We start from the raw sequence: 13,920 nt of genomic DNA on the forward strand, positions 1-13,920 counted from the left end.
TTATCCTCCGTGGGAGAATTCCGTTTCCACAAGTGGTGCGTCTCCCCATAGTCTTTCCAGATTATAATAATTTCGCTCTTCACGATGGAAGACGTGACAAACAACATCTCCAAGGTCCACTAATACCCACCTTGCTTGATCGAATCCTTCCATTCTTTTTACTTCTGTACCAGCTTCTTCAGCTTGCTCTTTAATTTCTCGGGCTATTGCTTGTACTTGTCTCTCACTACTCCCATCACAGATTAAGAAATAGTCGGCGATTAGAGAGACATTTTCCATGTCCAAAATAACAATATCTTCGGCTCGCTTATCATCACAAGCTTTTGCTGCTAAGTTTACTAGGTCTTTACTATTCATTCATGGTTTCCCTCCGTATTTTCCATAATGTCATGTAACAAACTATTATAACAGTGAAAGGTGTCTGGATAAATCGACTGCCCTTTCTTCATTAAATGCATAATCGTGTTTTTCGTTGCTAGCCAGCATGCTTTTTCCAGATTATTATGAGCGACCTCCCGAACTTCATCAACACCTGGAAAATCTCGTCCCGGTTCCATATAGTCAGCCAAGAAAACGATTTTATCTAATTGGCTCATATTAGCCTTACCCGCAGTATGCCACCGTATGGCTGAAAGTACTTCGCTGTCCGAGATTCCAACCTCTCTTTCAACTAATAAGGCACCAACTGGACCATGCCAGAGCTCATGATGATACTGAAGTAAGTCCTTCGGCAAGGCTTCCGTTATAATCCACCGCTTCATTTCGTGAATGTTACGATATTTCGCATAGTCATGAAATATAGAAGCAAGCTCTGCCTTTTCTAAATTACCACCAAACCTTTTGGCCAATTCTAAAGCGGTATCAGTAACGCGGACTGTATGTTCAAATCGAGTCGTTCTTAATTGAGGCTTCACTATAGCTAATGCTTCATCTCTATTCATAAAGCTTATACTCCTTTATCCATTGAATGACCGGATCGGGCAACAAGTATTTGGCCGACAATCCTTTTTGGAGTCTTTGTCTGATCATGGATGAGGATACCGCAAACTCAGGGGTATTTACTTCCATAATCGGATAGTCAGTTTCTAGTTCGTATTCTTTTCTTTTCACACCAACAAATTGAATTAGTTTCACTAGCTCTTCAATTTGTACCCATTTAGGTAAATATTCAACCATGTCTGCCCCTATGATAAAATAAAAATCGATATTTGGGTGCTCTTCTTTTAGATTTTTTATCGTATCAATACTATAGGACTTACCAGTTCGATTCACTTCGATGAGATTGACATGAAAGTGGTCATTGTCCTGAATAGCTGTCTTTACCATGTCAACACGGTGTTTGCTTTCGGTTGTAGCCTTTTGCTTGTGAGGCGGTTCATAAGATGGAATAAACCATACCTCATCTAATCCTAGCGTTTGGTACACTTCTTCTGCAATGAGCAAATGCCCAAAATGCGGAGGATCAAAGGTACCTCCTAATAATCCCACTTTCTTCATAGTTCACCCCTAAGGCAATTGAATCGTTTTGTTTTCTTTGGATTCTTTATATAGGACGATCGTATTTCCAATAACTTGGGCCACGTTTGCACCTGTACCCTCGGAAATAGCTTCTGCTACTTCGTCTTTATCTTCCAGGCAGTTCTGTAATACCGTCACTTTAATTAATTCTCTTTTTTCTAAAGCCTCATCAATTTGCTTAATCATATTTTCGTTAACTCCATCTTTACCTACTTGAAAGATTGGATTCAAGTGATGTGCTTCTGCTCGTAAAAATCTTTTTTGTTTACCTGTTAACATTTAATCGCCTCGCAATCTTTTTTCTAAATCCAAGAGAATGGAATCTACTTGTACTTGTTTCCCCGTCCATATCTCAAATGCAGCTTGGGCTTGGTAAAGCAACATAGCGTGACCATGGTGAATCTGCGCACCACGATTTTGTGCAGCTTCTAGAATCTTTGTTTGTATGGGTTGATAGACAATATCACTTACAATAGAAACTTTCGATAGTCTGGTTAAGTCGATTACCTGTTGATCGTAATTCGGCTTCATTCCAACAGAGGTCGTTTGGACGATCAAATCATACTGTGAAAGCGTTCGTTCGGCCTCGGCATAATCTAAAATATTCGTTTCAATCTGCTTTTCCTTTAAGGAAAGGAACTCTTTTGCTTTTTCTTTCGTGCGATTTGCGATATCGACCTTGGGAAATTCACCTTGGGACAAAGCATAATAGATACCCCTTGCAGCTCCTCCTGCCCCAAGGATGAGTACGTTTTTTTGTCCTGTAAACAAGGAAGGAAACGAATCCTTTAAAGATTGTTTATACCCAATTCCGTCGGTATTATAGCCAATCCACTTGCCATCACGACATGCAACCGTATTGACTGCTCCAATGTTTTTCGCCGCATGCTCTACTTCATCCAAGTACTCCATAATCGTTTGTTTATATGGAACCGTGACATTAAACCCATCCACTCCATTTTCCTTCAACTTGCTAAGTTGACTCGGTAAAGCTTCTGGACTTGTTTCGTAAATCGTATATGTTCCGTCTATTCCTACTTGATCCATAAACGCACTATGAAGCCAAGGTGATAAGGAATGCTTAGCTGGATAACCAATTAACCCTAACGTTAACGCCATATATATCCCTCCTAAATAAGTGCCTCCCTTATAGACACTGTGACTCCCTTCGGACTATGTGCGGTAACAGTAACACCTGGCGGAACGGTTACCCATCCTAGTCCTGGAAAAACGATATCTGTTTTTTCTTCCTTTATTTTAAAGGATTGAGCTTTTAGAGGAGGAAGAGTCGACTTTGATTTTTCATCTGGAGGATGTAAAACCTCTCCTAACTGCCTCTCATATAAATCCGATGCATTGTCTAATTTTGTTCGATGAATATTTAATGTGTTTGAAAAATAACAAATGAAGGATGATCTGTCTCCTTTTTCAAAATCCAAGCGTGCCAATCCACCAAAAAACAATGTCTGTTTATCATTTAGCTGATACACTCTAGGTTTGACTTCTTTAGTTGGTGTAATCACTTTTAGGTCGGCTTCGGACACATAGTGAGAGATTTGGGCACGATTAATAACACCAGGCGTATCATACAAAGAAGTTTTCTCATCCAAAGGAATATCAATAAAACCGAGTGTTGTTCCTGGAAAATACGACGTCGTAATCGCATCCTTCACACCTGTCGTCTGGTTGATTAGTCGATTGATAAATGTCGATTTCCCAACATTGGTGCTTCCTACAACGTACACATCTTTTCCGTTACGATATGTTTCAATTTGTGAAGTTAGCTTGTCCATTCCAGTCCCTTTTGTAGAAGAAATTAAAAAGACATCCTCCACTTCCAACCCCAACTCATTTGCGGACCGTTTCATCCACATTTTCAACCGATTCAGATTAGTGGACTTTGGTAACAAGTCGACTTTGTTCCCTATTAATAGGATAGGATTATGTCCGGTTAATCTTTTTAAGCTTGGGATGACACTCCCGCTGAAATCAAAAATATCAACGATGTTCAAAATTAATCCTTCTGCATCGCGGATTTGACTAATCATTTTCAAAAAATCATCGTCGGTGTACGATACATCTTGTATTTCATTATAGTGCTTTAATCGAAAACATCGTTTACAAATGATCGGTTCTTTCTTTAAAGCCGAAGCTGGTACATATCCCGGTAATGTTTCATCATCGGACTGTACGTCTACTCCACACCCCTGACAAATAATAGGTTCCACATCTATTCCTCCCAACTAATCATTCCCTTTCTTCTCATCCAGCTTAAAATCCTTCGTTCAATTTGTCGATTTATTCTCGTAATTTTGCCATCTGTTTGTACAATCGGTACAACTAAAATTGTGTAAAAGCCCGCACTATTTCCTCCTAAAACATCGGTTAGAATCTGGTCGCCAATCACTACAACCTCATTCTTGGATAAACCCATGGTTTTGGTAGCCTTCTTAAAGGCATTTCCGAGCGGTTTTCTGGCACTATAGACAAATGGCGTATGAAGTGGTTCGGAAAACAATTTTACTCTTTCTTCCTTATTATTAGAGATTATTGTAATTTTAATGCCACTATCTTCCATTAACTTAAACCATTCTATAATTTCTGGTGTTGCATCAGCAACATCCCATGCTACCAATGTATTATCTAAATCGGTAATGATACCTTTTATTCCTTTTGCTTTTAAATCTTCTGGTCTTATATCAAACACACTTTTAACATGTTCATTAGGTAAGAACCTTTTTAACACACTCATTCACCTCATTTACCTTTTCACGAGCTTTTAACTCCTTACTCATGATATACAATTTCTTTCACTGTTTCAAAACAAATCTTGAAAATTTAAGATAACCTACCATTCTTATGAAAAAAATCCAACTTTTTTCGAAAAACCCTTCGACAAATTTCGATAAGCTTATTTCTGTGGATAACTTTATACACAATATCCCCTATGATACACCAGATTTAAGAGAAGTTATCCCTAGTTTACTAACAAGTTATATACAGGTTTCTGTAGATAACTCGTCGCTTGTCCGGCCTCTCTTTTCGTGGTAAAGTATTAATATCTTGAAAGGGACAGAGGTCAGACCTACTCTTAAAACCTTTTCGTAATGCACTTGCAAGGGGACTTCCATTACAGGAGGCAACGATATGGAACATTTATCAGACAAATTATTAATCGAATCTTATTACAAGGCAAATGAATTAGATTTAAGTAATGAATTCATTACGTTGATTGAACAAGAGATAAAAAAGCGATCCTTACTGCATGAAATTGAATATTCCGGATAATAGACACATATCGTCTTTAAAATGACAAAGCTCTTGCCATATGATTGGCAAGGGTTTTTTATTTCGGCTATGATAGAATAAGTACTATTGTTGAATAATAAATACTTTCATCATAAAATGAATGGGGAAAGACCAAAAACGCGGGGCACCCGATATTATGGATTCTAGACTAAACCGTCCTATGAGGACAACGTCTGCACCCTTTTGCCCCAGCCTCATACGAACTGCATCTTACCCTAATTCTTGTAGATCAAAAAGGAATTGACTTACTAAGATTATGACCCCACATAAGGAGGAGTATGACGAAATGTTACTCATCGTGTTATTACCACTTATATTTGCTTTCTTTATTCCTTTTATTAATAAACGGAAAGAAAAGATACATACTGGATATTTTGTGTTAGCTATTCCCCTAGTTATTTTCATTTATTTTGCACGTCATTTAGGAACTGATTTTGAACCAATTACGCAACATTTTGCTTGGATCCCCTCTTTACATATTTCCTTTGACTTTTACTTAGACGGTTTAAGTTTATTATTTGTATTGCTGATTAGTGGGATTGGTTCTCTGGTGACCTTGTACTCCATCTTCTATTTAGACAAATCAGAACGACTCGGTCACTTTTATATCTATTTACTAATGTTTATGTCCGCTATGCTCGGCGTCGTCCTTTCAGATAACGTGTTTGTACTCTATACGTTTTGGGAACTAACTTCCATTTCTTCCTTTCTATTAATCGGGTATTGGCATTTTAATGAAAGGTCTCGTTATGGGGCGCTGAAATCGATGCTCATTACCGTAATAGGTGGCTTAAGCATGTTGGGGGGATTTATCCTTCTATCGAATATTACGGGGACAACAAGTATTCAAGGTATTCTTTCTGAAAGTGAAATGATATTAAATCACTCGTACCTCCCTCTTATAATGGGATTACTTATTCTAGGAGCATTCACAAAATCCGCTCAATTCCCATTCCATATTTGGCTTCCTGACGCAATGGAAGCTCCGACACCTGTAAGTGCATACTTACACTCAGCCACTATGGTTAAAGCAGGAATTTATTTAGTAGCAAGAATGTCACCCCTTTTCCACGGATATGATTGGTTTTTTATCGTAGTAGGTGGTATTGGAATTCTTACTCTATGTTGGGCGTCATTCTTGGCCATCAAACAGACTGATTTAAAAGGTATTTTGGCTTTTTCAACGATTAGTCAGCTCGGTATGATTATGACCATGTTAGGAATCGGAACAGAAGTGGCTGTATTTGCTGCCATGTTTCATATCCTAAACCACGCAACTTTTAAGGGAAGTTTATTCATGATCGCTGGCATTATCGATCATGAAACGGGTACGAGAGATATACGTAAACTTGGTGGATTGATGACGTTACTTCCTATATCAGCGACGTTAGCCTTTTTCGGAACGTTCTCCATGGCGGGGGTTCCCCTTCCATTTCTAAATGGTTTCTATAGTAAAGAGTTGTTTTTTGAATCAACCTTACACGGCTCTGAATACAGTGCCTCGTTCGCCATGTTTATCCAACATATTTTACCATGGCTAGCGGTATTTGGAAGTATCTTTACGTTTATTTATTCCATGTACTTTGTGTTTGGAGTGTTCCGAGGTAAGGCAAAGATCGAACAATTGCCTAAAAAGCCACATGAGGCACCAATCGGGATGCTGATTTCTCCTATTGTGTTGATTATTGGAGTAATTGTAATTGGCTTGTTCCCAACAATAGTGAACTCTCCCCTACTCGCTCACGCAGCCTACGCCGTATCAGGTGTACATGAAGAGCATCATATCGCTTATTGGCATGGACTGGATGCGAAGTTTCTTATGTCTTTAGCTGTTGTAGGAATTGGCACTGTTTTGTTTATGACGAAGAAAAAATGGGAGACTTTATATCAAAAGCTTCCAACGCGATGGACGTTCAATCGATTGTACGACCAGTTTGTTACAAAAATAGAGCCGTTTTCAGCTACGATTACAAAAGGTTATATGACGGGCTCTCTACGACTTTATACACAACTCATCGTAGTAGCGATGTTTATCGTAAGTATATTTACTTTAGTGACGAGTGACGGATTTGCGTTTTTAACGGCAGATCCTTCTGAAATCAAAATTTCGGAATTATTAGTAGCTGTCATGATGGTTGTTGCGGCAATCGGAACGATCGTAGCACGAAATAATGTAGCAGCTATTTTAATTCTAGGTGTTGTCGGTTATGGATTATCGATTCTGTTCGTCATTTACCGGGCCCCTGATTTAGCTTTGACACAATTAGTAATTGAGACGATTACTGTCGCGTTATTCTTACTCTGTTTCTATCACTTACCGAAGATGAAACCAAAACAGGACACGGTTCGTACTAAATTATTGAATGCTGCTATTTCAATTGGATTTGGTACACTCTTAACACTTGTGGCTATTTCTTCCCATAGCAGCAAATGGTTCCCTAGTATTTCAGAGTATTTCATCGAAACCTCTCATACATTAGGGGGCGGGGACAACGTCGTAAACGTCATCCTCGTGGACATGCGTGGATTGGATACATTATTTGAAATAACCGTGTTAGGTATAGCAGCGCTTGGTATCTATAGTCTAATCAAAATTCGACGAAACAAGGAGGTGGACTGATGGAAATCATTATGTCCATCCTTGCTGGTATCTTATTTACTGCAGGTATTTACAACTTACTTCAAAAACAGCTCATTCGAATCATAATCGGTACTGGTTTACTCTCTCACGGAGCCCATTTGTTCATTTTAACGATGGGTGGCCTAACGGATGGAAAACCACCTATCTTAACGGACCACGACAGTCACAACTATGTAGACCCATTACCGCAAGCTCTTATTCTTACGTCTATTGTTATTAGTTTTGGGGTAACTAGTCTTTTATTAGTTTTGGCATATCGTGCAGCTAAAGAAAATGAAACGGATAATATGGATCAATTGCGAGGGAATGACTATGAGTAACTTAGCCATATTGCCAATCTTAATTCCGATGCTATCTGGAATTCTATTGGCCTTTTTCAATAAAAATATCAACCTCTCTCGATTACTAGCTAAAGCTTTAACAATCGGGAATCTTCTGTACGTAAGTTATCTTTTTATTCGAGTAAGTCAAGATGGTCCCATTATTCTTGAAACTGGGGATTGGGCTGCACCATATGGAATAGTTATTGTCGCGGACTTACTATCAGCACTACTGGTGTTGACGACAAACATCATCGCATTAGCTGCCGTTTGGTATGCGCCATACTCGTTAAGCAAAAAACAAGAATCCCATTACTTTTACACCTTCTTTTTTCTTCTAATCACTGGTGTATCTGGTGCCTTTTTAACGGGAGATTTGTTTAACTTGTTCGTCTTTTTCGAAGTATTGTTAATGGCATCTTACGCTTTAATTGTTTTGGGCGGGGAAAAAGTACAATTACGTGAATCCATCAAATATGTCTTAATAAACTTGTTTTCATCGATCTTGTTTGTTACAACGGTAGCCTTCTTGTACTCTGTTGTTGGAACGGTTAATATGGCTCATATTGCCGAACGAGTAGCGGAAGTAGACCAACGAGGGATTCTCACAACCATCAGTATTTTGTTATTCTTCGTTTTTGGTACGAAAGCTGCTCTTTTCCCGTTGTTTTATTGGCTACCTAGACCTTATTCTGCTCCCAATCCAGTCGTGTCTGCGCTATTTGGAGCATTGCTAACGAAAGTCGGGATATATTCAATCCTAAGAGTGTTCACACTCATGTTTCCTCAACAATCTACGAATACACATGAGTTATTCTTGTGGATCGCTGGCTTCACATTAGTATTTGGTGTCATTGGAGCCTTATCAACAACGAATATCAAGCTGATCATCGCTTATAATGTAATCCCAGCAGTTGGCTTCATGATTATGGGGATTGGAATAAATACCGAAACTTCCGTAAGTGGAACCGTCTATTATTTAGTCCACGATATGATTATTAAAGGTGCACTATTCCTGCTTGTCGGAGCGATCGTCCTGTTAGCCGGCACAGCAAATATGAAAAAGATAAGTGGTTTCATTCACCACTACCCTCTTCTAGGCTGGTTACTCTTTTTATCCGCTTTTGTTCTGGCAGGAGTTCCACCTTTCAGTGGGTTTATTGGAAAGCTTTTATTACTACAAGGATCCTTTGGAGCCGACCAAATCGCTCTTTCTATAATTGGACTGGGGTGTAGTTTACTCATCCTACTATCTATTATCCGGATCTTCATCCAAGTCTTTTGGGGTGAAAAAGATGAATCCTATGTACCGAATAAAAAATTGGCTAGGCAGCTAACGATTCCGGTTTCTTTTTTACTTTTCTTTTCTGTCGCTCTTGGGATAGGAGCAGAATTCTTCTACCCTACTGTAGAAAAGATTTCCAGTTACTTGATGGACCCGGAACAATATATTAACTCTGTATTAAGGGGGAATCCATAATGGCTTTTCAAATTGTCTTAAACATCATCATCGCAATTATGTGGATGTTTTTACAAGAAAGCTATACGTTCCCGACCTTCCTCTTCGGATATATTATAGGTATCCTTTTGTTGCTCGTGTTGCAACGTTTTATTCCCGATGCCTTTTATCTGCGTAGAGCAATCAATATTCTGAAATTAATTAAACTATTTATTAAGGAATTAATACTTTCCAATATTGTGATTGTAAAGCTCGTATATAAACCAAAGTTAGATGTAGAACCGGGTATTTTCAAACTACCAACCGTGTTAAAATCCAACTGGGAAATTACGCTGTTAGCTAATTTAATTACGTTAACCCCAGGTACCCTATCGGTTGCTATATCAGATGATAACAGGGAGATTTTCATTCATGCGATGGAGCTTGATGATATTGAAGAATCCATCAAATCAATTAAAGAAACTTTTGAAAAAGCGATTATGGAGGTGACAAGATGAGCAACATACCTGAATTCACCCAATATTTAATTCAAATCGTTACCATTGCTTGTTTTGTCGTTACATCCATCTCCTTGATCATTTTACTCTTTCGCGCGATTGCTGGACCGACCAATCCAGACCGGGCGGTTGCGCTAGATGCCATAGGTATTAATTTAATGGCGATGGCTGGTTTACTCGCTATAATGCTTCTTACAACGAAATTTAATGATGTTATATTACTGATTGGAATCCTGCTTTTCATCGGGACGATTGCGATTGCCAAATACTTAGAAAAGGGTGTTATTATTGATCGGGACATGGATTAACGTCATATTTGATTTAATCATTATCATCTGCTTGATTTCAGGTACCTTTTTCATCTTCTCCAGTTCGATTGGAGTTCTGCGGTTTCCGGATGTTTACACAAGGCTCCATGCTGCAACAAAAGCATCCACTCTCGGCATAGCAGGAATTATGATAGGCGCTTTTATATTCTTGTACTTCGAACATGGAATTGTCAGTGGGAAGTTAATTTTAGGCCTCTTGTTCGTATTATTGACCGCACCTGTTTCCGGTCATATGATATCTAGAGCGGCCCATGAAAGTGGAGTAAAACCATGGTTTAACGGAGAAGAACAGGATGCCTATTCGACATATAAAAAGAAAACGGAACAAGAAGGGTAAAGATACGAGACATTCTCTGAAGCGAGAGTGTCTTGTTTTTTTTATTATGGAATTTAGGCGGGACAGGCACAATTTACGTCCTTTTTACATAAGGTTAGTATATAGGCTCTAGCCCAAACTGTAGGAGGTGCATGTGCTTGTCTAGCATTCTAAGCGCACTAGCTTTTCTAATTAAGGAAGCGTTATTCTTCGTATCCTATGTAAAAAACCATGCTTTTCCTCAACCTCTCCCACCAGATGAAGAGGCAAAATACATTGAGAAAATGCAGGAAGGTGACGAAAATGCTAGAAATATGCTAATAGAGCATAACCTAAGATTAGTCGCACATATCGTAAAAAAATTTGAAAATACGGGAGAAGATACCGAGGATCTAATATCGATTGGCACCATTGGGTTAATTAAAGGGATTGAAAGCTTTTCCAGTGGAAAAGGGACAAAGCTGGCTACTTACGCAGCTCGCTGTATAGAAAATGAAATTTTAATGCATTTAAGAGCCTTAAAAAAAACGAAAAAAGATGTGTCCCTTCATGACCCTATCGGCCAAGATAAAGAAGGAAATGAGATAAGCTTAATCGATATCTTACAATCCGAAAACGAAGACGTGATTGAATACATCCAACTAAATATGGAAGTGGAAAAAATCAGAGAGTATCTAGATATTCTTGACAAGCGCGAAAAAGAAGTTATTATTTGTCGCTACGGATTAAACAACGAGGAAGACCTCACCCAACGCGAAATTGCTAAAAAATTACAAATTTCTAGAAGCTATGTTTCTAGAATTGAAAAAAGAGCCTTAATGAAAGTATTTCATGAATACTATCGAAAAGAAAAAATGAATGATTAACAAATGAGTCATTCACCTATACGCGAATTGGGATTGTATCATACGATACACTATAATCCCATATTCGTTAAAGGTAGGTGATACTATGGCATATGGTGGTTATTCACCTTATTACCCAACGTACGGAGAGTTTGAAGATGTAACGGAATTTGAAACGGCTGATTTTAGTTATGGACCTGGAATAGGTTATGGAGTTCCTTTTGGCTACAGTTATCCTGGTTATCCTGACTACCCTAGTTATGGCTACGGGCCTGGATATGCTGGAGCACCAGGATATGGATATGGTGGTGGCACAGGAAACGGTTTATTTATTGTCGCTATCATTCTCCTACTCCTCATTGGTGGCGGTTACTATTACTTTAATTATTTATAAAAGTTGTTTTCTATAAGATTGTTGTTTTTATAATATGCGACGTAACGAAATAAGGACTCGTATATATTTTATTAAGTTGACTGCTAAAACGGCGCTGCGGAGGCAGCATACGTAGACTCCCGCGGGAAAGCGCGAGTCCGAGGAAGCTGAGACCGTGCCCGCGGAAAGCGAAGTATGCTGCTGGAGCATGGCATTTAGTCTAAACTTGCCCTATAATGATTATCCAATAATCGTTACGTCGCATTTTATATCAACTGCGAGAGTTAAAAAGCAACAACACTTTTGAAAAGAGTCACTGTAAAATACTAATGTCTAGAACAAGCGATTTTTTTACCCTGAAAAGTAAAACCTCTATTTCGAATGGAAATAGAGGTTTATTCTATGCTTTCATCATTTTGTATTCGAATCGTCCATTTTTTCAGTAACATGGCAAAATAACCTGCTACGAAAAGGCTAACTAACAACAAAACGATTAGAAAGTAAGCTTTATGACGATCTGGCTCCATATACGTATGGATCAGCATTCCAATATAAAAATAACCGCTCACAATAAGTAACGTAACAAGAAACCTACTATAGTCTTCAATCTTTGCTCTAAGAACGTCTCGTTTTTCCTCCATAACGTTATCCCCTTCCCTTCCAAAATCATACCATAAATTTGAAAGAAATAAGGATGTAAATCATGGAAGGGCCTTACTATAGCTTCGATACCATGCTCATAATGAGGTTCGCAGCATTCGTTGCTGCTGTCTCCAAGAACGCGTCAAAGGAAACCGATGATTCTTTACCAGCAATGTCCGAAAGCGCGCGTACAATTACAAATGGGGTTTCATATTTGAAGCAAACTTGAGCGATAGCTGCTGCTTCCATTTCGGCTGCAATCATATTTGGAAATTTACTTCGTACGAATTCAATTTTATTTTCATCTTGCATAAAAGAATCACCTGTTGCAATGATTCCTTTTACAGCTTGAACGGATGCTAGCTCTTTCGTTGCCTCCATCGCTAGTTCAACAAGACTATGATCTGCTTCATACATAGCTGGCATGCCTGGTACTTGTCCATATTCATAATCAAAAGCTGTTACATCCACATCATGGTGCGTAACCTTAGAGGAAATAACGAGATCACCTACTTGCAATTGTGGGGCAAATCCTCCAGCTGAACCAGTGTTAATGACCAAGCTTGGATTAAAGCGTTCCTGTAAAATCGTCGTCGCTACAGCTGCATTTACTTTTCCAATTCCAGATTGAAGAACAACTACATGTTTCCCTCTTAATCTTCCTGTGATAAAAGTATTACCTGCTACTTTTTCTGTTTTTGTTTCTTCCATACTTTTTTGTAGTAAATCTACTTCTTCGTCCATTGCTCCAATAATACCAATTGTCACTTGGGCTGCCTCCTATTCTGTCTGTTCCGTTTGTTCAGAATCTTGTTGTTCTGTTGTTGAAGAGTCCTCTTCGAAACGATGTTTTTGGTCATTCTCTTTTAATTGTTCCACTAGAGTTGGCTGCCATCCTTGTTGGTCAACCCAATTAACGGAAACGCGATAGATTTCGGTTTCAGAAGGGTTTGAAACTGTCGCTTCAATTGATTGGTCTCCTGCTCGAGAAACCCACCATTGGATCATATCATTTCGATTAAGCCCTGTAGCAAGACTAACTGCATCCATCATTTCCTTCCAGTCTTGAGTTCCTTGTTCAAAGGTTATAACGTGTTCTCCTTCTTGCTGCGTACCAATCGGCTCCCAGTCACCTCGATAGGCTTTTATAACATTGTCATCGTTCGAACTCACTTCTTCTACTTGAATATTTTCGTTATTTTCATCACTAGAAGATTCCGTATCACCCGTAGAAGAAGCATCCGTGTCTTCCTCTTCTGTTACATCCATTGACTCTGTAGATTCTGTATCGGCAGATTCAGAAGCAGATTCTTCTGATTCGGTCTGGTTTGACTCAGTAGTCGGTTCCTCTGTGTCTTGCGCTGTCTTCTCATCGTCGCCACCAAAAAAGATGAATCCGATTAACACAATTACGAGGATTCCTCCGATACTTAGTAGGAAAGTGATTGCTTTTGTATTTTTTCTTCGTTTTTCAAATTTGTCTGCTCTTGTATATGCATTATACTCGTCTGACATGGTGTCCCTCCTCTAGTATTATTCCTTATTATACTATGATACCAAAATTATACTATGATAACAGATTAGAACCAATGAATCATGTGTTCTTTCTCTTTAACTATTTTTGTCGAACTACTACTAGTTTTGGCATATCGGAAGGAGTTCCTACATATA

19 protein-coding genes are annotated in these 13,920 nt (G+C 38.7%); 9 read left to right on the forward strand and 10 right to left on the reverse strand.

What is annotated here, in order from left to right:
* From rsfS to KO561_RS11560, 7 genes are read right to left on the reverse strand one after another with little or no spacing between them, the layout of a single operon-like run.
* A complete protein-coding gene (rsfS, locus tag KO561_RS11530; protein WP_231093402.1) occupies positions 1 to 357 on the reverse strand; it encodes a ribosome silencing factor in 357 nt (118 codons plus the stop codon).
* Positions 354 to 941 (reverse strand): bis(5'-nucleosyl)-tetraphosphatase (symmetrical) YqeK, encoded by a 588-nt coding sequence (gene yqeK, locus KO561_RS11535; protein WP_231093403.1) that lies wholly within the window; start codon positions 939 to 941, stop codon positions 354 to 356. The genes rsfS and yqeK overlap by 4 nt, the downstream gene beginning before the upstream one ends.
* Positions 934 to 1,497, reverse strand: a complete 564-nt coding sequence (locus KO561_RS11540; protein ID WP_231093404.1) for a nicotinate-nucleotide adenylyltransferase — start codon at positions 1,495 to 1,497, stop codon at positions 934 to 936. The genes yqeK and KO561_RS11540 overlap by 8 nt, the downstream gene beginning before the upstream one ends.
* A 9-nt stretch (positions 1,498 to 1,506) precedes the next feature.
* Positions 1,507 to 1,797: a ribosome assembly RNA-binding protein YhbY gene (gene yhbY, locus KO561_RS11545; RefSeq protein ID WP_231093405.1), complete on the reverse strand. Its 291-nt coding sequence runs from the start codon at positions 1,795 to 1,797 to the stop codon at positions 1,507 to 1,509.
* Positions 1,798 to 2,637 (reverse strand): shikimate dehydrogenase, encoded by an 840-nt coding sequence (aroE, locus tag KO561_RS11550; protein WP_231093406.1) that lies wholly within the window; start codon positions 2,635 to 2,637, stop codon positions 1,798 to 1,800. It lies immediately after the preceding gene.
* An 11-nt stretch (positions 2,638 to 2,648) separates the two neighbouring features.
* On the reverse strand, positions 2,649 to 3,746 hold the full coding sequence (yqeH, locus tag KO561_RS11555) for a ribosome biogenesis GTPase YqeH (RefSeq protein ID WP_231093407.1): 1,098 nt from the start codon (positions 3,744 to 3,746) through the stop codon (positions 2,649 to 2,651).
* Positions 3,747 to 3,748: 2 nt separating this feature from the next.
* Entirely contained in the window at positions 3,749 to 4,264 is a 516-nt protein-coding gene (locus KO561_RS11560; RefSeq protein ID WP_231093408.1) for a YqeG family HAD IIIA-type phosphatase, read from the reverse strand.
* A gap of 401 nt (positions 4,265 to 4,665) precedes the next feature.
* Between KO561_RS11560 and sda the strand changes: the two genes are divergently transcribed.
* The 9 genes from sda (at position 4,666) to KO561_RS11605 (ending at position 11,628) form a co-directional block, all read left to right on the forward strand.
* Positions 4,666 to 4,806 (forward strand): sporulation histidine kinase inhibitor Sda, encoded by a 141-nt coding sequence (gene sda / locus KO561_RS11565; protein ID WP_231093409.1) that lies wholly within the window; start codon positions 4,666 to 4,668, stop codon positions 4,804 to 4,806.
* Positions 4,807 to 5,113: 307 nt separating this feature from the next.
* On the forward strand, positions 5,114 to 7,447 hold the full coding sequence (locus KO561_RS11570; protein WP_231093410.1) for a Na+/H+ antiporter subunit A: 2,334 nt from the start codon (positions 5,114 to 5,116) through the stop codon (positions 7,445 to 7,447).
* Positions 7,447 to 7,788, forward strand: coding sequence for a Na(+)/H(+) antiporter subunit C (locus tag KO561_RS11575; protein ID WP_231093411.1), 342 nt, complete (start codon positions 7,447 to 7,449; stop codon positions 7,786 to 7,788). Before KO561_RS11570 ends, KO561_RS11575 begins: the two co-directional genes overlap by 1 nt.
* Positions 7,781 to 9,268 (forward strand): Na+/H+ antiporter subunit D, encoded by a 1,488-nt coding sequence (locus tag KO561_RS11580; RefSeq protein WP_231093412.1) that lies wholly within the window; start codon positions 7,781 to 7,783, stop codon positions 9,266 to 9,268. Before KO561_RS11575 ends, KO561_RS11580 begins: the two co-directional genes overlap by 8 nt.
* The gene (locus KO561_RS11585) at positions 9,268 to 9,744 is read left to right on the forward strand and encodes a Na+/H+ antiporter subunit E (RefSeq protein WP_231093413.1); all 477 of its coding nucleotides are present in this window, start codon (positions 9,268 to 9,270) and stop codon (positions 9,742 to 9,744) included. Before KO561_RS11580 ends, KO561_RS11585 begins: the two co-directional genes overlap by 1 nt.
* Complete coding sequence (locus KO561_RS11590; protein WP_231093414.1) at positions 9,741 to 10,052, forward strand: Na(+)/H(+) antiporter subunit F1; 312 nt, start codon at positions 9,741 to 9,743, stop codon at positions 10,050 to 10,052. The genes KO561_RS11585 and KO561_RS11590 overlap by 4 nt, the downstream gene beginning before the upstream one ends.
* Entirely contained in the window at positions 10,033 to 10,410 is a 378-nt protein-coding gene (mnhG, locus tag KO561_RS11595; RefSeq protein ID WP_231093415.1) for a monovalent cation/H(+) antiporter subunit G, read from the forward strand. Before KO561_RS11590 ends, mnhG begins: the two co-directional genes overlap by 20 nt.
* A 137-nt stretch (positions 10,411 to 10,547) precedes the next feature.
* The gene (gene sigK / locus KO561_RS11600; RefSeq protein WP_231093416.1) at positions 10,548 to 11,255 is read left to right on the forward strand and encodes an RNA polymerase sporulation sigma factor SigK; all 708 of its coding nucleotides are present in this window, start codon (positions 10,548 to 10,550) and stop codon (positions 11,253 to 11,255) included.
* An 85-nt stretch (positions 11,256 to 11,340) separates the two neighbouring features.
* Positions 11,341 to 11,628 (forward strand): hypothetical protein, encoded by a 288-nt coding sequence (locus KO561_RS11605; RefSeq protein ID WP_231093417.1) that lies wholly within the window; start codon positions 11,341 to 11,343, stop codon positions 11,626 to 11,628.
* Positions 11,629 to 12,002: 374 nt separating this feature from the next.
* Here the strand turns inward: KO561_RS11605 and KO561_RS11610 are convergent, their stop codons facing one another.
* The 3 genes from KO561_RS11610 to KO561_RS11620 all read right to left on the reverse strand — a co-directional run bounded on the left by KO561_RS11610 (position 12,003) and on the right by KO561_RS11620 (position 13,764).
* Positions 12,003 to 12,248: a YrhC family protein gene (locus KO561_RS11610; RefSeq protein ID WP_231093418.1), complete on the reverse strand. Its 246-nt coding sequence runs from the start codon at positions 12,246 to 12,248 to the stop codon at positions 12,003 to 12,005.
* A 76-nt stretch (positions 12,249 to 12,324) separates the two neighbouring features.
* Complete coding sequence (gene mtnN / locus KO561_RS11615) at positions 12,325 to 13,017, reverse strand: 5'-methylthioadenosine/S-adenosylhomocysteine nucleosidase (RefSeq protein ID WP_231093419.1); 693 nt, start codon at positions 13,015 to 13,017, stop codon at positions 12,325 to 12,327.
* A gap of 12 nt (positions 13,018 to 13,029) precedes the next feature.
* Positions 13,030 to 13,764, reverse strand: a complete 735-nt coding sequence (locus KO561_RS11620; RefSeq protein ID WP_231093420.1) for a YrrS family protein — start codon at positions 13,762 to 13,764, stop codon at positions 13,030 to 13,032.
* Positions 13,765 to 13,920 lie beyond the last annotated feature (156 nt).

The organism is Radiobacillus kanasensis (assembly GCF_021049245.1).
In the GTDB taxonomy this organism is placed as follows: domain Bacteria; phylum Bacillota; class Bacilli; order Bacillales; family Amphibacillaceae; genus Radiobacillus; species Radiobacillus kanasensis.